Source organism: uncultured Dechloromonas sp. (assembly GCF_945957265.1).
Lineage (GTDB): Bacteria > Pseudomonadota > Gammaproteobacteria > Burkholderiales > Rhodocyclaceae > Azonexus.
This window is the reverse complement of sequence record NZ_CAMFKO010000004.1, coordinates 82,758-104,037: the sequence shown is the minus strand read 5'-3', so window position 1 is coordinate 104,037 and position 21,280 is coordinate 82,758. Positions and strand designations below refer to the sequence as shown.

General features: G+C 59.9%; 25 protein-coding genes and 4 tRNA genes. 3 read left to right on the top strand and 26 right to left on the bottom strand.

The features are described from left to right. Nucleotides 1-158: 158 nt before the first annotated feature. The 12 genes from Q0P59_RS03940 to Q0P59_RS03885 form a co-directional block, all read right to left on the bottom strand. Nucleotides 159-353 (bottom strand): hypothetical protein, encoded by a 195-nt coding sequence (locus tag Q0P59_RS03940; RefSeq protein WP_295003786.1) that lies wholly within the window; start codon nucleotides 351-353, stop codon nucleotides 159-161. Further along, nucleotides 353-1,588, bottom strand: coding sequence for a ParB/RepB/Spo0J family partition protein (locus Q0P59_RS03935; RefSeq protein ID WP_295003784.1), 1,236 nt, complete (start codon nucleotides 1,586-1,588; stop codon nucleotides 353-355). Before Q0P59_RS03935 ends, Q0P59_RS03940 begins: the two co-directional genes overlap by 1 nt. Nucleotides 1,589-1,592: 4 nt before the next feature. Continuing rightward, the gene (locus Q0P59_RS03930) at nucleotides 1,593-1,931 is read right to left on the bottom strand and encodes a hypothetical protein (protein ID WP_295003782.1); all 339 of its coding nucleotides are present in this window, start codon (nucleotides 1,929-1,931) and stop codon (nucleotides 1,593-1,595) included. 445 nt (nucleotides 1,932-2,376) lie between these two features. Then, complete coding sequence (locus tag Q0P59_RS03925) at nucleotides 2,377-2,895, bottom strand: hypothetical protein (RefSeq protein ID WP_295003780.1); 519 nt, start codon at nucleotides 2,893-2,895, stop codon at nucleotides 2,377-2,379. Nucleotides 2,896-3,060: 165 nt separating this feature from the next. Further along, entirely contained in the window at nucleotides 3,061-3,519 is a 459-nt protein-coding gene (locus Q0P59_RS03920) for a DUF1178 family protein (RefSeq protein WP_295003778.1), read from the bottom strand. A 120-nt stretch (nucleotides 3,520-3,639) separates the two neighbouring features. Then, nucleotides 3,640-3,725: transfer RNA gene (locus tag Q0P59_RS03915), tRNA-Leu, on the bottom strand. A gap of 70 nt (nucleotides 3,726-3,795) precedes the next feature. Next, a tRNA-Gly gene (locus Q0P59_RS03910) sits at nucleotides 3,796-3,871 on the bottom strand. Between the two features lie 8 nt (nucleotides 3,872-3,879). Then, nucleotides 3,880-3,953: transfer RNA gene (locus Q0P59_RS03905), tRNA-Cys, on the bottom strand. A 68-nt stretch (nucleotides 3,954-4,021) separates the two neighbouring features. Next, a tRNA-Gly gene (locus Q0P59_RS03900) sits at nucleotides 4,022-4,097 on the bottom strand. A 54-nt stretch (nucleotides 4,098-4,151) separates the two neighbouring features. Next, a complete protein-coding gene (gene pgsA / locus Q0P59_RS03895; RefSeq protein ID WP_295003776.1) occupies nucleotides 4,152-4,730 on the bottom strand; it encodes a CDP-diacylglycerol--glycerol-3-phosphate 3-phosphatidyltransferase in 579 nt (192 codons plus the stop codon). 3 nt (nucleotides 4,731-4,733) lie between these two features. Then, nucleotides 4,734-6,545, bottom strand: a complete 1,812-nt coding sequence (gene uvrC / locus Q0P59_RS03890) for an excinuclease ABC subunit UvrC (protein ID WP_295003774.1) — start codon at nucleotides 6,543-6,545, stop codon at nucleotides 4,734-4,736. A gap of 6 nt (nucleotides 6,546-6,551) precedes the next feature. Beyond that, a complete protein-coding gene (locus Q0P59_RS03885) occupies nucleotides 6,552-7,067 on the bottom strand; it encodes a uracil-DNA glycosylase (protein ID WP_295003772.1) in 516 nt (171 codons plus the stop codon). Here Q0P59_RS03885 and earP point away from each other — a divergent pair. Together earP and efp are read left to right on the top strand one after the other, a co-directional pair. After that, on the top strand, nucleotides 6,966-8,306 hold the full coding sequence (earP, locus tag Q0P59_RS03880) for an elongation factor P maturation arginine rhamnosyltransferase EarP (protein ID WP_295003770.1): 1,341 nt from the start codon (nucleotides 6,966-6,968) through the stop codon (nucleotides 8,304-8,306). The two genes, Q0P59_RS03885 and earP, sit on opposite strands and share 102 nt — an antisense overlap. A gap of 37 nt (nucleotides 8,307-8,343) precedes the next feature. After that, entirely contained in the window at nucleotides 8,344-8,901 is a 558-nt protein-coding gene (gene efp / locus Q0P59_RS03875) for an elongation factor P (RefSeq protein ID WP_295003768.1), read from the top strand. A 54-nt stretch (nucleotides 8,902-8,955) separates the two neighbouring features. Here the strand turns inward: efp and nagZ are convergent, their stop codons facing one another. The 13 genes from nagZ to rpoE are packed head-to-tail and all read right to left on the bottom strand — an operon-like array spanning nucleotide 8,956 to nucleotide 19,116. Further along, nucleotides 8,956-9,975 carry a beta-N-acetylhexosaminidase gene (gene nagZ / locus Q0P59_RS03870; RefSeq protein WP_295003766.1) on the bottom strand — a complete coding sequence of 340 codons (1,020 nt, stop codon included), beginning with the start codon at nucleotides 9,973-9,975 and terminating at the stop codon, nucleotides 8,956-8,958. Then, complete coding sequence (acpS, locus tag Q0P59_RS03865; RefSeq protein WP_295003764.1) at nucleotides 9,972-10,349, bottom strand: holo-ACP synthase; 378 nt, start codon at nucleotides 10,347-10,349, stop codon at nucleotides 9,972-9,974. The genes nagZ and acpS overlap by 4 nt, the downstream gene beginning before the upstream one ends. Further along, nucleotides 10,346-11,101, bottom strand: coding sequence for a pyridoxine 5'-phosphate synthase (locus Q0P59_RS03860; RefSeq protein ID WP_295003762.1), 756 nt, complete (start codon nucleotides 11,099-11,101; stop codon nucleotides 10,346-10,348). Before Q0P59_RS03860 ends, acpS begins: the two co-directional genes overlap by 4 nt. Next, nucleotides 11,098-11,826 carry a DNA repair protein RecO gene (gene recO / locus Q0P59_RS03855; protein ID WP_295003760.1) on the bottom strand — a complete coding sequence of 243 codons (729 nt, stop codon included), beginning with the start codon at nucleotides 11,824-11,826 and terminating at the stop codon, nucleotides 11,098-11,100. Before recO ends, Q0P59_RS03860 begins: the two co-directional genes overlap by 4 nt. After that, on the bottom strand, nucleotides 11,823-12,707 hold the full coding sequence (gene era / locus Q0P59_RS03850) for a GTPase Era (RefSeq protein WP_295003758.1): 885 nt from the start codon (nucleotides 12,705-12,707) through the stop codon (nucleotides 11,823-11,825). Before era ends, recO begins: the two co-directional genes overlap by 4 nt. Next, entirely contained in the window at nucleotides 12,704-13,372 is a 669-nt protein-coding gene (rnc, locus tag Q0P59_RS03845) for a ribonuclease III (RefSeq protein ID WP_295003756.1), read from the bottom strand. Before rnc ends, era begins: the two co-directional genes overlap by 4 nt. A 3-nt stretch (nucleotides 13,373-13,375) precedes the next feature. Next, nucleotides 13,376-13,729, bottom strand: coding sequence for a DUF4845 domain-containing protein (locus Q0P59_RS03840; protein WP_295003754.1), 354 nt, complete (start codon nucleotides 13,727-13,729; stop codon nucleotides 13,376-13,378). 10 nt (nucleotides 13,730-13,739) lie between these two features. Beyond that, the gene (lepB, locus tag Q0P59_RS03835) at nucleotides 13,740-14,528 is read right to left on the bottom strand and encodes a signal peptidase I (protein WP_295003752.1); all 789 of its coding nucleotides are present in this window, start codon (nucleotides 14,526-14,528) and stop codon (nucleotides 13,740-13,742) included. A gap of 13 nt (nucleotides 14,529-14,541) precedes the next feature. Then, a complete protein-coding gene (gene lepA / locus Q0P59_RS03830) occupies nucleotides 14,542-16,332 on the bottom strand; it encodes a translation elongation factor 4 (RefSeq protein WP_295003750.1) in 1,791 nt (596 codons plus the stop codon). 59 nt (nucleotides 16,333-16,391) lie between these two features. Then, nucleotides 16,392-16,616, bottom strand: a complete 225-nt coding sequence (locus Q0P59_RS03825) for a glutaredoxin family protein (protein WP_295003879.1) — start codon at nucleotides 16,614-16,616, stop codon at nucleotides 16,392-16,394. A 10-nt stretch (nucleotides 16,617-16,626) separates the two neighbouring features. Beyond that, the gene (locus tag Q0P59_RS03820; RefSeq protein WP_295003748.1) at nucleotides 16,627-18,051 is read right to left on the bottom strand and encodes a DegQ family serine endoprotease; all 1,425 of its coding nucleotides are present in this window, start codon (nucleotides 18,049-18,051) and stop codon (nucleotides 16,627-16,629) included. Between the two features lie 24 nt (nucleotides 18,052-18,075). After that, on the bottom strand, nucleotides 18,076-18,510 hold the full coding sequence (locus Q0P59_RS03815) for a SoxR reducing system RseC family protein (RefSeq protein ID WP_295003746.1): 435 nt from the start codon (nucleotides 18,508-18,510) through the stop codon (nucleotides 18,076-18,078). Between the two features lie 6 nt (nucleotides 18,511-18,516). Further along, nucleotides 18,517-19,116, bottom strand: coding sequence for an RNA polymerase sigma factor RpoE (gene rpoE / locus Q0P59_RS03810; protein ID WP_295003744.1), 600 nt, complete (start codon nucleotides 19,114-19,116; stop codon nucleotides 18,517-18,519). A gap of 170 nt (nucleotides 19,117-19,286) precedes the next feature. Between rpoE and nadB the strand changes: the two genes are divergently transcribed. Beyond that, the gene (gene nadB / locus Q0P59_RS03805; protein ID WP_295003742.1) at nucleotides 19,287-20,870 is read left to right on the top strand and encodes an L-aspartate oxidase; all 1,584 of its coding nucleotides are present in this window, start codon (nucleotides 19,287-19,289) and stop codon (nucleotides 20,868-20,870) included. Here nadB and Q0P59_RS03800 read toward each other — a convergent pair. Further along, a complete protein-coding gene (locus tag Q0P59_RS03800) occupies nucleotides 20,839-21,276 on the bottom strand; it encodes a protein YgfX (RefSeq protein ID WP_295003740.1) in 438 nt (145 codons plus the stop codon). The two genes, nadB and Q0P59_RS03800, sit on opposite strands and share 32 nt — an antisense overlap. Between the last annotated feature and the right edge of the window lie 4 nt (nucleotides 21,277-21,280).

Here is a 21,280-nt window from a genome sequence, read left to right as displayed (position 1 = left end):
AACTCGCTAGATGTTCGGGTAAGGGCAGGGCGATTCAACCGGGACGGTTCAGAGCGCGTAATTTCCCATCGGGGAAATTATCCCGAAGGGACAAGCCGGAACGCCTCTATCCGGCGCAGCATTTAGGCGCGTCACGATCAGCCATTAAAAAACCCGGCCTAGGCCGGGTTGTTCCGTTTCCATTTCCGAACAATCTCTTTGGCGTATTCCCGTTCTGCTTTGACGGGTGAGGTCAGCATGCAGCAAGCCAGCGCAAGCCAATAGGTAGCCGGGTATTCCTTCCCGTCGAACTGTGCCAGTGTGGCCAGCTCAACGGAAAGGGCTTGTTGATGTCGGGTATCAGTGATTTCCATTACTCGTCGTTTGCCAGTTCGCGTTGTTCTGGTCGAATGTAATTTCCGGCATACCAGTCCAGGAATGCGCCGGTTAGGTCGATTGGTTTCATGGTGCTGGTTGCGGCAAAGGTCAGCATGGCAATAGCCCATATTGGGGTTCCGCCGTTATAGCTGGCGTCGGCGTGAATGTACTCCCTGGTCAGTCGTTCGACTAGCGTTACAGGCGTCATGCCGGTTCCGGCTGCGTACCATAGATCCAGTTCGCGGGTCATGCTGCCGGCCTGTTCTCCATCGAGAGTGGCCATCCAGGCGCTACCACCTTCCTCCAGGTTGTCTCCGCACCAATCCCAAAATTCATTCATGAGTCGCATCGGGTCAATATGATTCCGTTGCCGCTCTGCTTCTTGCCGTGCTCGCCATGACGCCTCGCGGGCTTCTAGCTCGGCCTTTGCCTTTGCCTGGTATTCCGGATCATTACGTTCCGCCTCGATGGCCTCGCGCTGCTTTGCGCGTGCTGCCTCCTTCTCGCGAACGTCGGTCAGCTTCTGGCGTACCGTTTCGCGGCCGGCCTTTCCCTGGGCAACCTGTTGCGCGATCAGCTGTGCTTCGTAGTAATCCAGCTTGGCGATCTGGTCGACCGCCAGGACAAGTTCGAGATCCTCGCTTATCCCTTTCTCAAGCAACTGTGTTGCCTGCCAGGCTAAATTGGGATGCGATGCCGCAAACCGTTTCGAAACCCAGCTTTTTGACTTGTGCACCATGTCGCTGATTTCGGTCAGCGAATTGCCTAGGTCGTACAGGTTACGTATCGCCTTCGCCGTTTCAAACGTCGTTAGCTCCTCGCGCTGGATGTTCTCGGCCAGCTGCGCCGCGTGATGCTCGTCCTCGCTCATGGTCGAAATCAAAACCGGAACGCTCTCCAGCTGCGCCAGCTTCGCGGCCCGTAGCCGGCGCTCGCCAGCAACCAGGACAAACCCGTCTGCCGTCTTGCGTACGGTAAGCGGCTGCAGAATCCCGCGGTCGGCAATATCGGCAGCCAGCTCGCGCAGACTTTCTTCGTCAAACTCGGTGCGCACCTGGTCGTGCACAATGATCTTGTTCAGTGCCAGGTTGCCGAATTCCGGCGACTTATCAGCGGTAGGCAAGGGCAGGGCGGTCTGCTCCTGTGGTTTCGCATGCGAAACCGTTTTCGCCTTCTTGGGCTTGGCGACTTTGGCGGCCGCGGCTGCGGTGGCGGATTGCTTTTCGGTCATGATGTTATTCCTCGTAACGATTGTATTTAGTGGCTTCGTCGTAGGCTTGTTGCCCGGCCTCGATGGCGGCGGCAGCTTCGCAAAGCTGCGAGGCGATACGGCGCAGTTCCTGTGCCTTCGCGTGGATGGCGGCGTCAAATGATCCGCAGCTGAATACGACCTGAGCGGTTTCATCTGGGATGGTGTTGTGTGCTGTCCCGTAATAACTTACGGCTACTCGGGTGCTGCTGCCGTTCGCGTTGGCGATGTAAATCGGTTCGAGACGTAAGGGTTTAATGCTGATCTGGCCTAGATCGTGCGCCTCGTTGGTGTTGAGGTTTTCGGGTTTGTTCGAAGTAGTCATGTTGAGCATCCTGGTTAAGGTGATCCGTCCTGAGTCGTATGCGCGTGCCGTCCAGGAACCCGGCCAGGCTTGCCCGAAGTCAAGAAATCAACCGGAAGCCGCAGCGGCTTTTTTGGCGTGCCTTAGGCCAAAAAAACGAACGGGTGAGGATTGATAGGCGTAGCCGGTTCTTTACTTTGGGCTTGGCCGGGTTACAGGTCGGCGCAAGAGCGCATTCGGCTTAGGGCGGATCGCCCGGGATGGCGGCTGCAGCCGAACGGGTTACCCGAAAACATCGGGCCAAAGGCCCGGCAAAATGAGGGGTAACGCCTTCACTCGCGTGCGAGGGCAAGCGCAGCGCGCAGGCGAAAAGGATCAGAAGCCCCTGTCTCGAACGGCACTATCGTTCGAGAAAAACGCGCTTGACGCGTTTTGGCTGGCATAGCCTGGCCCCGAAGGGGGTTCGCTAAACAGCGATAGCATCATTCGCTGCCTCGAAAACCCCGATTCGAAGCAAATAATCGCGATGTTGTTCCAGTTCCTTAACACGTCGCCCCAAAGCCTCCGCGTAAGCAACCTGATATTGCCAACCCGCAATTTCTCGCGCTGAATAACTGAGTCGCGTCCCGATCAGGTGTAATCGGTCCCCAACGAAACGCCAGTCTTGCCAATCCTCGGACATACCAGGCAAACGCCCCTCGGCCAACATCACCAGGACAAGCCATGCCGAACGTGGAATAACGCATGTGCCGGCCAGCCATCGAGCCAGGGTACTGCGGTGCACCTCCAGGACGCGAATAACGGTACTGGCGCCCAGCTGGTCGACCACGTGTGCGATCTCTGCGGGATGAGTAGGCGCTTCCGGAAACCCGATCAAGCGTGCGTGCTTTGCCTTCTTTTGTCGCCGGCGTTCTACCTCGTAACGAGAAAACCAGCGCTGGAAAGCGATTTGGTAAGCCGATTTTTCACAAATATTTTTATTCACAAATTAACTCCCTTTATCGTAAAACCCGTTTGGCATAAACGGGCAAACGTTGTAGAACGGGGCGTTTTTCATGGGGAATGAAAAAATCGACTATTTGTGAAACTTTGGCTATTTCAATACGCGCATAATTCGCATTATGTAAAATATTGAGCATAAAAAAAAGGATCAATTCAGATCCTCTTCCTTCACCGCTGGCAGATTCAGAATCTGTATCCCCTCATCTCTAAGTGCTTCGCACTCGTCCGCACTCGCTTGGCCACGAATGGGTCTTTCCGGGGCTTCGTTGTAATGAATCTTTCTGGCCTCGTCGGCGAAGGATCGGCCGACATCTTCACTACTGGCAACAATTGTCTGAACCAATTGGCGATACAGTGCCATCGCCTGGACACCGACAGGCATAAGCGCGGTACTTACCGATGCGCTTGCCGAACTGGCCGCAACTTCGCTGCGATTGCCTGCGTTGGATGAGATTGCCACAGCGGACGGTATGCGCCGAACCACTTCACTATCGCATTGCGGACAAACGATCTGGCGCGCTTGAAGCTGGCGTTCAAAATCGTCTGCGCTACGAAACCAACCCTCGAATTTGTGCTCGTTATCGCAGCTAAGGTCGTAAATAATCATCTCGGTGTCAGCAAGTGCGCTCGGAGCAATTCCAGAATGAACGGCCAGATCGTCCGATTGTCGCAATCGGCCCTTAGGGCTTGCCTGCAGGAAATCACTATCGGTTAAAAACTGGATGGATGGTGCCCGGGACGGGGGTCGAACCCGTACAGCCAGAGGCCGAGAGATTTTAAGTCTCTTGTGTCTACCAATTTCACCACCCGGGCCGGTGCGACGATTGTTTTTTCGCCCCGATACGAAAAAGGGAAAGCGACCGGCGCTTTCCCTTTTTTAATTTGGAGCGGCAGAAGAGTCTCGAACTCTCGACCTCAACCTTGGCAAGGTTGCGCTCTACCAACTGAGCTACTGCCGCGTATTTCTTGGAGGCGCGGGCCGGAGTCGAACCGACCTACACGGATTTGCAATCCGGTGCATAACCGCTTTGCTACCGCGCCGCCTACAAACAAACTTTGCGTTACTACTTACTACGTACAGAAAAAGCCTTGGCTTTTTCCTGGAAACTTGGAGCGGCAGAAGAGTCTCGAACTCTCGACCTCAACCTTGGCAAGGTTGCGCTCTACCAACTGAGCTACTGCCGCGTCAAACAGAGCGCGCATTATAGGCCACCCATGGGAAATGTCAACATTACTTCTCTATTTTTCTGCACTCCGCTTGGCAATTTCGGGCCAGGCCATGCGCAGGTAATAGCCCATGGACCACAGCGTCAGCAAAGCTGCTATCCAGATCAACCAGTTACCGACGACCTTCATGTCGAACCCGGCCAGGGGTGCGTAGTAAAGGAGCATGGGAAGCGCGAGCATTTGGGCTGTGGTCTTGATCTTGCCGAGCATGGAAACGGCGACGCTTTTCGATGCCCCGATCTTGGCCATCCATTCGCGCAAGGCAGAGATGGTGATTTCGCGGCCGATGATGATCATGGCGACAATGGCATCGGTTCTGCCCAGTTGCACCAGCACGATGAGCGCGGCGGCCACCATCAGCTTGTCGGCCACCGGGTCCAGAAATGCGCCGAAGGCTGAGGTCTGGTTCAGTTTGCGCGCCAGATAGCCGTCAGCCCAATCGGTCAGTGCCGCTGCACAAAACAGGATGGTTGCCGCCAGGTCGCGTTCGTAAGGCGTAGCCCATGCGGCGGGCAGGTAATAGACCGCGATCAATAGCGGAATCGCAACGATACGTAGCCAGGTAAGCAGGATGGGCAGATTGAAAGGCATGCTTCAGTGTAATGCGGAATATATGTTCTCGGCCAATTCCCTGCTGATTCCGGGAACCTCGGCCAGTTGATCGGCAGTTGCGGCAAGCACCCCAGGCAAACCGCCAAACCGGGCAATCAGCGCTTTGCGTCGGGCCGGGCCTACGCCTGGCAGGGATTCCAGCCGGGAGGTTTTTCTGGCCTTGCCGCGCTGCGCCCTGTGCCCCGTAATCGCGAAACGGTGTGCCTCGTCGCGGACCTCCTGAATCAGGTGCAGCGCAGGATGATCGGGCGACAATTGTAGCGGCTCGCGCCCCTCCGGAAAAATCAGTGTTTCCAGACCGGCCTTGCGCTCCTCGCCCTTCGCGACTCCCACCATCGGCAGGTGCGACAGCCCAAGATCGGCAAGCGCCGAAAAAGCCGAGGCAACCTGCCCCTTGCCGCCGTCGATAAGGATCAGGTCAGGGGCCCTGCCCTCGCCGGAGGCGAGATTGTCGTAGCGTCGACTGACAGCCTGACGCATGGCGGCGTAATCGTCGCCGGGCTGGATGTCCCGGATATTGAAACGGCGATAATCGCTTTTTTTCATGCGATTGCCTTCATAGACTACGCAGGAGGCAACGGTTGCCTCGCCCATGGTATGGCTGATATCGAAGCACTCGATCCGCGAGACGGGCTCCGCAAGCTGCAGCGCCTCCTGGAGCGCGACTAGGCGGGCCTCTTGCTGGGCGCTGGCCTGGTTTCGGGCGAGAATGGCCAGGCGCGCGTTTTGACTCGCCATTTCGACCCAGGTTTTCTGGGCGATGGTTCGTGGCTCCTGGATAGGGACGGCACGACCGGCCAATTCCGCCAATGCGGCTTCGCTGCTCCCCTCCTCCTCACCCGCCGGCAACGGAAAGGCCAGGATGCGCCCCGGGGCGGGATGCACCGCGTAGTGCTGACGGATGAAGGCTGCGGAGGCCTCTGCCGCATCCGAGTCTCCCGCGTTGCTGGGGAAAAAAGGGCGATCTCCCAGGTGACGCCCGCCGCGGATCATGGCCAGGTTGACGCACAACTGTCCAGCTTCCTTCAGCGCGACCAGGATATCCACATCCTCCCCCTTGCTGCTGGAAACGAACTGCTTCTCCTGGACCTGGTGCAAGGATTGAATCTGGTCGCGAAAAACGGCCGCCTGTTCGAAAGCCAGGCGGCTGGAAGCCTCTTCCATGGCCTTGGTCAGGCGGCGCGTAACCTCCTGCTGCTTGCCGAGCAGGAACATGGCCGCCACCTGGACATCCGCCGCGTAGTCGTCCTGGGCGATGTAGCCGACGCATGGGGCGCTGCAGCGCTTGATCTGGTAGAGCAGGCACGGCCGCGAGCGGTTGGCGAACACGCTGTCCTCGCAGGTTCGCAGACGGAACATTTTCTGCAGCAACTGGATGCTGTCGCGCACGGCCCAGGAGGACGGATAGGGACCGAAGTAATCGGCCTTGCGATCCGGATTGCCGCGAAAGAAGCCCAGCCTTGGATACTTCCCCTTGCTCAGGACAATGTAGGGATAGGATTTGTCGTCCCTGAACAGGATGTTGTAGCGCGGCGAGAGCGACTTGATCAGGTTGTTCTCGAGCAGCAGCGCTTCGGCCTCGGTGCGCGTCGGGGTCGTCTCGATGCGCGCAATCTGGCTGACCATGTGCGCAATGCGCGGGCTGGAAAGGTTTTCGCGGAAATACGACGAAACCCGTTTCTTCAGGTTCTTCGCCTTGCCGACATAAAGAACCGCGCCATCGTCGCCGAGCATGCGATAGACACCCGGCAATTCGGTCAGTGAGGCCAGAAAGGCCTTGGCATCGAAACTCATCGCGAATCAGGCAAGCAGCGCGCCGACGCCGGCAAACACCGCCTCGAAACTTTCGCGCGTCAGGCGCCCCGTGCGCCAGTTGTAGCCGCTGCAATGGTAGCTGTCGATCAGCGTGCGGCCGTCAGGTAGCGCATGGCGGACGTTGTGGCCAAACGGATGATCCTTGAGCTTCAAACCGTAGGACCAGAGCAGCGCCTGATGAGCGATGGCACCCAGCGCGACGATGACCTTCAATCGAGGCATGGCCGCCAGTTCGGCACCCAGGTGGCGATTGCATTGGCGGATTTCCTGGGTCGTCGGCTTGTTCGCCGGTGGCAGGCAACGCACGGCGTTGGTGATGCGGCAATCGCTGAGCGACATGGCCGGATTGGCCCAGGCGTCCGCACCCAGCGGTTCCGGACTGCTGGCGTATCCGAAACGATGCAGCGCCGGATAGAGCAGTTCCCCCGCCACGTCGCCGGTAAACGGGCGCCCGGTCCGATTGGCGCCCTTCTCTCCCGGACCAAGCCCGACGACAAGCAACTGCGCATCGAGCGAACCAAAAGCGGGAACCGGCAAGGCATGCCATGTCGGATCGCGCCGGCGAATCCCGGCCAGGTGCTCAGCCAGGCGCGGACAGGCCGTGCACGCGATGGGATCTGCAAATATGGACATGGCGGGGATGTTAGCATGGCGGCCATGCAGCTTCATTGGGACATCTTTTGCCGGGTTATCGACAACTACGGCGACATCGGGATTTGCTGGCGCCTCGCCCGGCAACTGGTTGCCGAGCACGGACGACAGGTCCGCCTATGGGTGGACGACCTGAGCAGCCTGCGCCCGCTCTGCCCGGCGATCGAGCCTGCGCTTGCCCGGCAATCGGTGCAGGGGGTCGAAGTCAGGCACTGGGCCGGCGACATCTCCGTCGAACGTTCGGCAGACGTGGTGATCGAGTCTTTCGCCTGCGACTTGCCGGCGTCTTACCTGGCAGCAATGGCGGAAGCCAAGCCCAAACCCTGCTGGATCAACCTGGAATACCTGACCGCCGAGTCATGGGCTGCAGATTGCCACGGCATGGCCTCGCCCCACCCGACCCTGCCGCTGACCAAATATTTCTTTTTCCCGGGATTTGCCGCGAACACCGGCGGATTGCTGCGGGAAACGAATCTCCTGACCGAGAGGGATCGTTATCAAGCGCAACTTCCGGCGCGCGACCACCTCGAAATCAGCCTTTTCTGCTACGACACTGCGCCGGTAGGCGAGCTCCTGGCGGCATTAAAAACGGCGCAGCCTTCCATCGTTCATGTACCGCCCGGCAAGCCGCTGGCCGCGGTCATGCGGCACTTGCCCGGCACCGGCCCCTGGCAGCACGGCCACACGAAAATCGAGCCGATTCCGTTCATGCCCCTGGATGAGTACGACCGCCTGCTCTGGCGCTCCGACATCAATTTCGTTCGCGGAGAAGACTCTTTTGTCCGGGCCCAGTGGGCTGGCAAGCCTTTTGTCTGGCAAATCTACCAGCAGGACGAAGATGCCCACCTGGTCAAGCTTTCGGCCTTTCTCGAGCGCTACTGCGCGGCGATGGACGAGAGCTCGGCACAGGCCACCAAGGAAATGTTCACTGCCTGGAACGGCGGCGAGCCGGATCTCGCCTCCGCGTTCCAGCGCTTTGCCGAAAATCGCCGGGCCATCGCCGATGCCAACCGCGCCTGGTGCGGTGACCTGGCCTCGCGCGACGACTTGGCGAGCGCGCTCATCAATTTCTGCGCATCCAAGGTATAATCTAACGTTTTTCTTATTCTGAATTAGAGAATCCCGAATGAAGACCGCACAGGAACTCCGCTCCGGCAACGTCATTATGGTTGGTGCCGACCCGCTCGTCGTCCAGAAGACCGAGTACAACAAGTCCGGCCGCAACGCCGCCGTCGTCAAGATGAAGCTCAAGAACCTGCTGACGGCTGCCGCTTCGGAAGCCGTTTACAAGGCTGACGACAAGTTTGAAGTTGTCGTCCTCGACAAGAAGGAAGTCACCTACTCCTACTTCGCCGATCCGATGTACGTGTTCATGGATGCCGACTACGAGCAGTTCGAAGTCGAAGCTGAGAACATGGTCGACGCGCTGAAGTACCTGGAAGACGGCCTGGCTTGCGAAGTCGTTTTCTACAACGGCAAGGCCATTTCCGTCGAACTGCCGAACAGCGTCGTGCGCGAAGTTGTCTACACCGAACCCGCCGTCAAGGGCGACACCTCGGGCAAGGTCATGAAGCCGGCCAAGCTGGCTACCGGCTTCGAACTGCCGGTTCCGGCCTTCGTCAGCATCGGCGACAAGATCGAAATCGACACCCGCACCGACGAATACAAGAACCGCGTCAAGTAATACGCCGTTCTTGCTGATTCAAAAATCGGGCAGCTTCGGCTGCCCGATTGCATTTCAGGCCATCAGTTCGCGAATGACCTGCAAGGCAGACAGATAAACCGGATCGCCCTGCAACTGCTCCCAGGTCTTCGCCGGCTCGACAGGGAGCAAGGCCTCAACGCGCCGACCGCGACGCAGATCGACCCGGGGTTGCCAGGCGTTCAGCACCCCGCCCACGACATCCGGCGCATTGCACACCAGCAGCATGTCGCAGCCCGCTGCATAGGCCGTTTCGACACGCGCCAGCATGTCGCCGACCACACCGGCGCCGGCCATCGACAGATCATCGGTAAAAACAACACCGTCAAACTTAATGTCATTTCTCAAATAATCGATCCATTTATTTGAAAATACAGCCGTATTGCAATCCATGCAGTTGTAAATCACATGTGCCGCCATCACCCCGCCAAGAGGCAAGCGGCGATAGGGTTCGATGTCCTCCTGCATGGCTTCGAACGCCCGATCATCGACCGGCAATTCAACATGCGAATCCGGAATGACGTAGCCATGGCCCGGAAAGTGTTTGCCGCAACTGCCCATGCCGGCCAGCCGCAAGCCCTGGCCGAGCGCCTCGGCCAGTTCGATCACAGCCTCGGGTTTGCGATGAAAAGCACGGTCACCGATGACGCGCGAGGGGCCGTAATCAAGATCCAGGACCGGCGTGAACGAGTAATCGACACCCCGCGCCCGAAGCTCCGCCGCCAGCACATAGCCGACCTGCCGCGCAGCTGCGCGGGCAGCCGCCGCATCCCGATCCCAGAGCTTGCCCAAGGCCGCCATCGGCGGCAGACGGGTGAAACCGTCGCGGAAACGCTGCACCCTGCCCCCTTCATGATCGACCGCGATCAACAAGGCGGGAGAGCGCAAGGCGTGAATGGCTTCTGTCAGCGCCGACAGCTGGCACGGGTCCGCATAGTTGCGGGAAAACAGGATGATGCCGCCGACCAGCGGGTGGCACAGGCGTTCGCGGTCGAGATCGCTCAGTTCGGCGCCGGCGATATCGATCATCAAGGGCCCGAGGGGAAGGTGCTTCATGCTTGCTCCAGAATGACATGGGCGACGGCATAGTCGGCTTCGTCGCTGATCGAGAGATGGGCCCGCAGGTTTTTTTCCTGAAGCAGCGCGCTCAACCTGGGCGCGAAATCGAGCACCGGCTTGCCCAGGTCGTCATGGGCAACGGCAATGGCCGGCAGGGTCGCCGGCGGGCGCACTCCCGTGCCCAACGCCTTGCTGAACGCCTCCTTGGCGGCAAAGCGCTTGGCCAGGAAACGCCCCTTGTCGGCCGCCCTGGCAAACTCCGGCATTTCCTGCGGCGCCAGAAGCTTGTCCAGGAGCTTGTCGCCATGCCGCTCCCACATGCCGCGCAAACGGGCGACGGCAACGATATCGGTGCCGATGCCGTAGATCATTCGCCATCCTGCGCGGCTTCGCGCATCAGGGCTTTCATTTCGCGCACCGCTTCACGCAGGCCGACGAAAACGGCACGGCTGACGATCGCATGGCCGATATGGAGTTCGCGAATGCCAGCCAGCCTGGCGACCGGCTGCACGTTGTAGTAATTCAGCGCATGGCCGGCGTTGAAGCGCATGCCGAGCTGGCGAATGGCCGCGCCAGCCCGGCGGATCCTGTCGAGCTCGGCCAAGACGGCCGGTGCTTCGGCATCGCGTCCCCGGTCATGGAAGGCATGGGCGTAAGGTCCGGTATGCACCTCGCAGACACGGGCGCCGATGCGGGCCGCGGCTTCGATCTGCGCCACGTCGGCATCGATGAATACGCTGGTCGTGATACCGGCATCGGCAAGCCGGGAAATAACCGCCTTGAGGCTGCTTTCCTGAGCCAGGATGTCGAGGCCGCCTTCGGTGGTGACTTCGTGACGCCCTTCCGGAACCAGCATGGCCATTTCGGGTTTGAGCGCGCAGGCGATGGCGACCATTTCGTCGGTTGCCGCCATTTCCAGGTTCAGCTTGACCTGTGTCGTTTCGCGCAGGCGGCGCACGTCGGCATCCTGGATATGCCGGCGATCCTCGCGCAAATGAACAGTGATCCCGTCGGCACCGCCGAGGTGAGCCTCGACGGCACCCCAGACCGGGTCCGGCTCGTAGGTGCGGCGCGCCTGGCGGATGGTGGCAATGTGATCAATATTGACGCCAAGTTCGATCATAATTCTTGCAACTCCTTGAATATCTTACGTGTTTCGAGTTCCTTGCCCGCCAGGTAATAGGCCATCAATGTGCGCATCAGCGCCTTTGACTCCTGGCGCGACCGCGGGTCGGAAAAATCGTCGGCTTCCAGATCCAGCAAGGTTTTCCCGCTCACCACCTGCGCCGCGCCGGCTTCATGCTCCAGCCGAACCGGGCCTTGTTCCATGCGGTAAGTGTAATGGGCATCAGCAAGGAGAGGCGCGCCGTCGCTGTCATGGTTCAAGGTCAGACCATAGCCCAGTTCCTGCAACAAAGCCTTCTCGAATCGACGCAAATCTGCCTCGCGAACCTTGCCGAGGGGATCGGCCGCCAGATGCGCCAGCATCTCGGCATAACGCTCGAAAAGCCGCTCATGCGGATCTTCCCGGGGCAGCAGATGCATCAGCAGTTCGTTCAGGTAATAGCCACAGAACAGCGCCTCACCGGCCAGCAGCGGTTGTCCGCCCTGCCATTCGGCCTTCATCAGGGTGAGCACCTCGCCCTTGCCCGCCCAGGCGATCTCAAGGGGCTGAAAGGCCATGAGCAGGCCGCGAATGGCTGCCCGCGGACGGCGGGCACCGCGGGCGAGCAAGGCCATGCGCCCGAAATCGCGGGAAAACACTTCGACGATGAGGCTGGTTTCCCGAAAGGGATGGGTGTGCAGAACGTAGGCCGGCTGGCCGTCGACCTTGCTGCGCAGGTTCATTCGTAGCCGAGGCTCTTCAGCAAACGCTCGTCGTCGTTCCAGCCGGATTTCACCTTGACCCAGATTTCAAGGTAAACCTTGCCGTCGAAAAGCCGCTCCATATCCTGCCGCGCCTCGCTGGCGATGCGCTTGAGCGATTCGCCACCCTTGCCGATGACGATGGCCTTGTGGCCTTCGCGGTCGACGACAATCGCGGCATAGATCCGGCGCAACGCGCCTTCGACCTCGAAGCGCTCGATTTCGACGGCCGTCGCATAAGGCAGTTCGTCGCCCAGCAGGCGGAAGACTTTCTCGCGAATGTACTCGGAAGCCAGGAAGCGTTCGCTCTTGTCGGTCAGGTCGTCCTCCGGGAACATCAGGCCTTCGTTGGGCAGATGCTTCCTCGCTTCGGCGAGCAGTTCGTCGGTCTGTTTGCCCTTGGCGGCGCTGATGGGCACCACTGCCGCGTAGTCGAAATCGGCCGACACGGTTGCCAAGAACGGCAACAGGGCATTGCGCTCCTTCAGCTGATCGGTCTTGTTGACGACCAAGATAACCGGGCGATCCTTGGGCAGAAGGCGGACGACCGATTTGTCCTTGGCGTCGTAGCGCCCGGCTTCGACCACGAACAACACGACATCGACATCGTTCAGCGTCTGCGTCACGCCCCGGTTCATGGCGCGGTTCAGCGCATTGGAAAACTTGGTCTGGAAGCCCGGTGTATCGACAAAGACGAACTGCGCATCGTCGTTGGTCAGGATGCCGGTGATGCGGTGCCGCGTCGTCTGCGCCTTGCGCGATACGATGCTGATCTTCTCGCCGACCAGGCGATTGAGCAGGGTCGACTTCCCGACGTTGGGACGACCAACGATGGCGATATAGCCGGAACGGATTTTTTTCATGCTTGGAGTTCTTTCAGGGCCTGTTCGGCAGCGACCTGCTCGGCAATACGCCGGCTGGTACCATGTCCGATGGTACGCAAGGCGGGGTTGTCGATCTCGCAAGCCACCTCGAAACGCTGTATGTGTGCCGCACCGGTCGTTTCCAGCAACTGGTAGCGCGGCAGGGGTTTCTTCCGCCCTTGCAGCCACTCCTGCAGGCGGGTCTTGGCATCTTTCTGGAACTGGCCCGGTTTCAGCTCGTCGAGCAGGGGAGCGTAGAGCTTCTCGATGACCTGTTGCGCCGCGGGAAAACCGGCATCGAGAAAAATCGCCCCGAACACCGCCTCGAGCGCGTCGGCCAGTATCGACGGACGTTGCGCCCCGCCGCTTTTCAACTCGCCCTCGCCGAGACGCAGGACCTCACCGATCTTCAATTCCTGCGCCAGCCGATGCAGCGATTCCTGACGAACCATGTTCGCCCGCAAACGCGACAAATCTCCCTCGGGCAAACCGGGAAAGCGGTGGAACAAGGATGCGGCGATCACGAAATCCAGAATGCCGTCACCCAGGAATTCCAGGCGCTCATTGTTGGGGGTGCCGTAGCTCCGGTGCGTCAGCGCCGTTACCAGCAGCGCCTCATCGGAAAAAACATGGCCAAGTTTCCTGGCGACAGACTGCGCAGTCATGCCTTATGACCCAGCGGTCGAACCCTTGTAGTCGATCAGCAGGCTGACATTCCAGAACAGGTGGATGCGCTTTTCGTAGCCAAACTCGATGACAATCCGCCCGCCGTCCTTGGTGACATCCAATTGGGACGAAGGAAAGTCCAGCATGTCGATTTCGGCAAACTTGTCAAAGGTACGACGCACATCGGCCACCGTCGAATCGGGACCGGCCTTGGCAACGGTTGCCTTCGCATCCTTGAGAATCTTGCCGTATTCGATATAGGTAGGCGCCACCTTCATCCCAAGCACGGCCACCAAGACCAGAACAATGCTCCAGAACAGCAAGCCGGAGAGCGCAACACCACGTTGATTTTCCATCGTTTTCCCCTTACCTGAAGGAACCAACCCGGCTGATATCGCTGAAGTTCAGCCAGATGAAAAATGCCTTGCCGACAATGTTCTCCTCGGGGACAAAGCCCCAGGCACGGCTGTCACGGCTATTGTCACGGTTGTCACCCATCATGAAATAGTGACCGTCCGGCACCTTGCAAACGACACCTGCTGCATTGTATGTGCAATTCTCCCGGTGCGGAAAGCGTGCGGCATCGGGTATGAAGGCCGGCGCATCGGCATCGTTCAGCGCCCGATGTTCGACATCGCCCAGTTTTTCCTGAAACTGCTCCGAGTAATACAAACGCTCGGGATGCAGATAGTCGCCAACCCGCTGCGTCGGAACCATGACGCCATTGATCGCCAGCTTCTTGTTCTGATAGGACACCGTGTCACCCGGCAGGCCGACGACGCGCTTGATGTAATCGAGCGAAGGGTCCTCGGGGTAGCGAAAGACCATCACGTCACCGCGCTGCGGCGAATTGATGGTGATGATCTTCTTGTTGATGACCGGCAGGCGGATGCCGTAGGTAAATTTATTGACGAGAATGAAGTCGCCGACCAGCAGGGTCGGGATCATCGAGCCGGAGGGAATTTTGAAGGGCTCGAAAAGAAAGGAACGAAGTACGAAAACGATCAGAATGACCGGGAAGAAACTGGCGCCCCACTCCACCCAAAGCGGCTCCCTGGCATCCTTCGCGCGCAGTTTGCGGAACTTCAGGATATCCAGTGCATAGAGCACGCCGGTAAGCACCAGCAGGACGAACAGGATCAGGGCAAAGTTCATCGTCAATTTCTCGTCAGTTATCCACGCGCAGCACGGCCAGGAAGGCCTCCTGCGGAATTTCCACGGAACCAACCTGCTTCATGCGCTTCTTGCCGGCTTTCTGCTTTTCGAGCAGCTTCTTCTTCCGTGAAATGTCGCCACCGTAACACTTGGCCAGCACGTCCTTGCGCATGGCCTTGACGTTTTCGCGAGCGATGATGTGCGACCCGATGGCGGCCTGGATGGCCACATCGTACATTTGCCGCGGAATCAATTCGCGCATCTTGGAGGCCAGCTCGCGGCCGCGGTATTGCGAATTGGAGCGGTGCACGATCAGCGACAGGGCGTCGACCTTTTCGCTGTTGATCAGGATGTCGAGCTTGACGACATCGGCCGCGCGGTATTCCTTGAAATCGTAGTCGAGGGAAGCGTAGCCCTTGGAGCAGGATTTCAGCTTGTCGAAGAAATCCATCACCACTTCGGCCATCGGCATTTCATAGACCAGCTTTACCTGGCGGCCGTGGTAGTGCATGTCGACCTGGTTGCCGCGCTTCTGGTTGCACAGCGTGATGACGTTGCCGAGGTAATCCTGCGGCACGAAAATCGTCGCCGTGATGATCGGCTCGCGGACTTCCTCGACCTTCGAAACCTCAGGCAGCTTGGCCGGATTTTCCACCTGGATGACGCTGCCGTCGCGCTGCACGACTTCGTAGACAACGGTCGGCGCGGTGGTGATCAGGTCCTGATCGAATTCGCGCTCCAGGCGCTCCTGCACGATCTCCATGTGCAACAGGCCCAGGAAGCCGCAGCGGAAGCCGAAACCCAGCGCCTGCGAGACTTCCGGCTCGTATTGCAGGGAAGCGTCGTTGAGCTTGAGCTTTTCCAGCGATTCGCGCAGCGAGTCGTACTGGTTGGATTCGACCGGGTAGAGGCCGGCAAAAACCTGCGGCTTGATTTCCTTGAAGCCGGGCAGCGGCTCTGCCGCCTTGCGGTCGACCGTAGTGATGGTGTCGCCAACCTTGGCGGCCTTCAGTTCCTTGATGCCGGAAATGACGAAACCTACCTCGCCGGCGCGCAACTCGCTACGCTGCACGGACTTCGGCGAGAAGACACCGACCTGTTCGCAGAGCTGCTGCGCCTCGGTGGCCATGAAATACAGCTTGTCCTTCGGCCGCATCACGCCATCGACGACCCGCACCAGCATGACGACGCCGACGTAGTTGTCGAACCACGAGTCGATGATCAAGGCCTTGAGCGGCGCTTCCGGATCGCCCTTGGGCGGCGGCACGCGAGCGACGACCGCTTCCAGGATGTCCTGCACGCCCAGCCCGGTCTTGGCCGAAGCCAGGACGGCCTCCGTGGCATCGATGCCGATGACGTCCTCGATTTCCTGGCGGGCATTGTCCGGGTCGGCGGACGGCAAATCGATCTTGTTCAGTACCGGCACGACCTCGACATCGAGCTCGATGGCGGTATAGCAGTTGGCCACGGTCTGCGCTTCGACGCCCTGCGACGCATCGACCACCAGCAGCGCGCCCTCGCAGGCCGACAGCGAACGGGAGACTTCGTAGGAGAAGTCTACGTGCCCCGGGGTATCGATCAGGTTCAGGTTGTAGACCTTGCCATCCCGTGCCTTGTAGCTCAGGGCAGCGGTCTGCGCCTTGATGGTGATGCCGCGTTCGCGTTCGATATCCATCGAATCGAGCACCTGCGCCTCCATTTCGCGATCGGACAAGCCGCCGCAGAGGTGGATGATGCGGTCGGCCAGGGTCGATTTGCCGTGGTCGATGTGCGCGATGATGGAGAAGTTTCTAATGTGATCCATTGCTGCCAGTAAAAAAGGGCGCTATCCGGCGCCCTTCCCTTTTCAGAAGACCCTGAATTCTAGCGGATTCCGGCCAAATATTCACGGGTTTTGGCTTCGTCCAGAAAGTAATGGCAGAGCTCCGTGTCGCCATGCAGCAAGACCGGCACCAGCTCGTCGTATCTGGCCTCCAAGACCGGATCGGCATCGACATCGACAACCACGACCGAGGCCCCGAATTCCTCTGCCAGCGGTGCCAATGCCACCTCCATGTCGTGACAGAGATGACAATAACCACGGCTCATCAAGGTCAGCTCAATTTCCACCGTTCAAGCCCCTGATGGTGATGAAAGTCTGCATTTCGCCACGCCGGACGAGCAGGGTCACATTGCTGCCCTTGTCGAACTGGGCCAACAGCTTGTTGAACTGATCGACCGACTTGACCTCCGTCGTTGCCCCCTTGCTGATCAGCGCAACGATCACGTCGCCGGCCCGCAGGTCGGAGCGGGCGCCGATACCGCGTACATCCTCGACCAGAAGACCGGAATTCATTTTCAGTTCGCGCTTTTGCTCGGCGCTCAGTTCGCCAAGCACCAGGCCGAGCCGATTGGGCGCCTGCTCCGCGGGCTTCGCACTCTTGGCAGGTTTGCCGCTGGCCTGCTTCTCGTCGGGCATTTCGCCAACCGTCACCTGAATGTCGCGGGTCGTGCCCTTGCGCCACAACTGTATCGTGGAACGAGCCCCCGGACGGGTGGCGGCAACGAGACGCGGCAGATCCCCGGAGCTATTGATGGCCTTGCCGTCGAACTTGAGGATGACGTCGCCCGCCTCCACGCCGGCCTTCTCGGCCGGACCGCCCTTTTCGACGGAATTGACCACCGCACCCATGGGACGCGCCAGGCCCAGCGAATCAGCCAACTCCTTGCTCACTTCCTGAATAACCACGCCCAGACGACCGCGACTGACCTTGCCGGAGGCGCGCAACTGGCTCTGGATATCCATTGCCACATCGATCGGGATGGCAAAGGAGACCCCCATATAGCCACCGCTGCGGCTGTAAATCTGGGAATTTATGCCGACAACCTCGCCGCGCATGTTGAACAACGGCCCGCCCGAATTGCCCGGGTTGATCGCAACGTCGGTCTGGATGAAGGGCACGTAGTTTTCCTGCGGCAGCGAACGCCCCTTCGCGGAAACGATACCCGCCGTCACCGAGTTATCGAAACCGAACGGCGAACCGATGGCCACCACCCATTCGCCAACCTTCAACTGCCCCGGATCGCCGAGTTTCACGACCGGCAAGCCCGAGGCCTCGATCTTGATCAGCGCCACATCGGTCCGCTTGTCCGCACCGACGATCTTGGCCTTGAACTCGCGCTTGTCGGTCAAACGAACCGTCACCTCGTCGGCGCCATCGACAACGTGGGCATTGGTCAGAATATAGCCATCGCCACTGACGACGAACCCCGACCCCAGCGACTTGTTCTCGAAGTCGCGCGGCAGGCCGCCACCCGGCGAACGCGGAATGAAACGCTTGAAGAATTCGAAAGCCGGATCGTTTTCGTCGAACGGGAACGGCATCATCTGCGCCTGGCCGCGCACGACATGCGTCGTACTGATATTCACCACGGCCGGCCCCTGCTTTTCCGCCAGGTCGGAAAAGTCGGGCAAGCCACGCGTCTGCGCAAAGACGCCGACAGACAGAAACCACAGAACGATGAGGGCTGCAAAACGCTTCATGGCCAACATGACCTCCTGGTTCGACTAGGAATGGGAAACAAGACGGGGCCGACCCTGGACGCCTCCCGCGCCGAGACGCGAACGAAGGCGCACATAAGCAAGCGCGGCAAGCAGGCCACAAACCGCGCCCAGCATGGCCCCGGGATCGCCGCCGATCGGCATCCCCACAAGCGCGCCGCCGATGGCTCCGAGCAAGGGTGCGCCGTAAGCGAGATTGGCCGTACGGCGAACGCTGCCCGCCGGCGTGGCAACCACTACACGGTCTCCGATGCCGGCACCGATGGTGTTTTCGGCGCGATAGGACTTGGGGCCGCTACAAAACATCTGTGTCAGCTGCTGCCCGCCGCAGCCCCCTTCCTCGTGGCATCGGCCGCAGCCTCCCTGCTCCACTTCGACCAAGGCGTCGCCACCCTCGAGTGCGCGAACCACGCCGCGAACAGTGATCAATTCATCATTCATCAGGAATTACCAACGCCTGTCCGGCGCCGTGTCGAGCAGCGGCCTGAGCTTGGCGGCAACCGCCTCGCGGGCGCGGAAGATTCGCGAACGCACCGTGCCGATCGGACAATGCATGATCTCGGCAATCTCCTCGTAGGAAAGGCCTTCGAGTTCGCGCAGGACAATCGCCGTTCTCAACTCCTCGGGAAGCGAATCCATGGCGGCATTGACCGTATGACCGATCTGCTTGGACAACAACAGGCTCTCGGGCGTATTGATGTCCCTCAACTGGGTGGCATCCTCGAAGCTTTCCGCCTCTTCGGAATCGAACTCGGTCGTCGTTGGCGCCCGGCGCCCCTGGGAAACCAGGTAGTTTTTAGCCGTGTTGATACCAATGCGATAAAGCCAGGTATAGAAGGCGCTTTCCCCCCGAAACGACGGCAAGGCACGGTAGGCCTTGATAAAGGCCTCCTGCGACACATCCTCGACCTCGGCCTGATCGCGAATGAAGCGCGACAGCAAACGTCCCAGTTTTCTCTGGTATTTGCTCACCAATTGGTCGAAGGCGTGCTGATCTCCGCCTTGCGCCCTTTCGACCAGCACTTGATCGATTTCGCGCTCAGTCATGGCTCTGATTTCCCTGAGGGTAATGATTTATATGTTTATTAAGCGCAGTATAGCGCAGCGATTTTCCGACTGAGGAGACGTATTTATCCTTATTTGTGACCATGTGTAACGAAATCCGGGTCGCCGTGCGTGCTATATTTCGCGCAAAACTATTCCCCTAGAGAACAGCCGTGCAGAAATTCGATGTACTGATCATTGGTAGTGGACTCGCCGGACAATCGGCAGCCTTGAGACTGGCCCCCCATTGCCGGGTGGCCCTGATCAGCAAACGCAACCTGGAAGACTCCGCCTCGGGCTGGGCCCAGGGCGGCATCGCCGCCGTCCTGGACAGCCAGGACTCCATCGAGGCGCACATTCGCGACACCCTGGTCGCCGGCGCCTGGCTCAACGACGAAGAAGCCACCCGCTTTGTCGTCGAAAACGGCCGGCGTGTCATCGAATGGCTGATCGAACAGGGCGTGCCCTTCACCAAGGATGCCGCGGGTTACCACCTGACTCGCGAAGGCGGCCACAGCGCGCGGCGCGTCATTCACGTGGCCGATGCCACCGGCCTCGCCGTTCAGGACACGCTGACCCAAAAGGTCCGCAACAATCCGAACATCACCGTTCTCGAACACCATATCGCGATCGACCTGATTACCGGCGACAAGCTGGGCCAGGCCGACAAGCGCTGCCATGGCGCCTACGTGCTGAACAACCGGACCGGCGAAGTCATCACGATTGGCTCGCCCAATACGCTGATCGCGACCGGAGGCGCCGGAAAAGTCTACCTGTACACGACCAATCCCGACACCTCGACCGGCGACGGCATTGCGATGGCCTATCGGGCCGGTTGCCGGGTCGCCAACATGGAATTCATCCAGTTCCATCCGACCTGCCTGTATCACCCGCAAGCCAAGTCCTTCCTGATTTCCGAGGCCGTTCGCGGCGAAGGCGGCCTATTGCGCCTTGCCGACGGCACCCGCTTCATGCCGGAGCATGACGAACGCGCCGAACTGGCACCGCGCGACATCGTCGCCCGCGCCATCGATTTCGAAATGAAGAAGCGTGGCCTGGATTGCGTCTTCCTGGATATTTCCCACAAGGGAGAGGACTTCATCCGCGGCCATTTCCCCAACATCCACGCACGCTGCCTGGAGTTGGGCATCGACATCACCCGCGACCCGATCCCGGTCGTCCCGGCGGCACACTACACCTGCGGTGGCATCGTCAGTGACCTCAAGGGGCGAACCGACGTGGAAGGACTCTATGTCGCCGGCGAAGCATCCTGCACCGGCCTGCACGGCGCCAACCGGCTGGCCTCCAATTCGTTGCTCGAATGCCTGGTATTTGCGGAGGCAGCCGTTTCCGACATCCTGGGCCGCAAGACGACGGAAATTCCGGAACTGCCCCTGTGGGACGAAAGCCGGGTTACCGATGCCGACGAGGAAGTGGTGATATCGCACAACTGGGACGAACTGCGCCGCTTCATGTGGGACTATGTCGGCATCGTGCGCACCACCAAGCGACTGAAGCGGGCCAGGCACCGCATTCGGCTGCTGATGCGCGAGATTGACGAGTTCTACGCCAATTTCCGGGTCAGCCATGACCTGATCGAATTGCGCAACCTTGTCTTCACGGCCGACCTCATCGTTCGCTGCGCCATGCAGCGCAAGGAAAGCCGTGGCCTTCACTTCTCCCGCGACTATCCGGAAATGGCCAGCAAGGCAAAAAGCACCGTCATCAGGCGCCGCCTGCCGGCTCGCCCGGCCTGACGCGCCAGCGCAGAAATACCCGCAAACGCCTGAAGTCAGCCGGGTTCATGGAGTCGACCGTGGCCACGACGACATGGCGGCGACCGCGGGCACCCTGAAAGCGCACAACGGTCAACCACGGATGCACGATCGCACCGGGCAAGAGGTGCAGGGGCTCCAGCCCGTCGCCGCCGCCTGAACCGCCGGCAATCCCCCCGGCGCCATCCAGCCTGATAACGCGCAATACCGGCTCCAGCTGCCGCCGGATAAACCAGCATCCAGCGACTATCAGCGCCACGCCCGCCAGCCGCAGACCAACGGACTGCGGCCAGAAACACCACGCAAGGATGGCCAGCATGCCGGTCAGCAGCAAAATGCCGTCCCCAATACGGGAACGGTGCAGTCCGATGGTTATCGGAAGCTGCACCGTT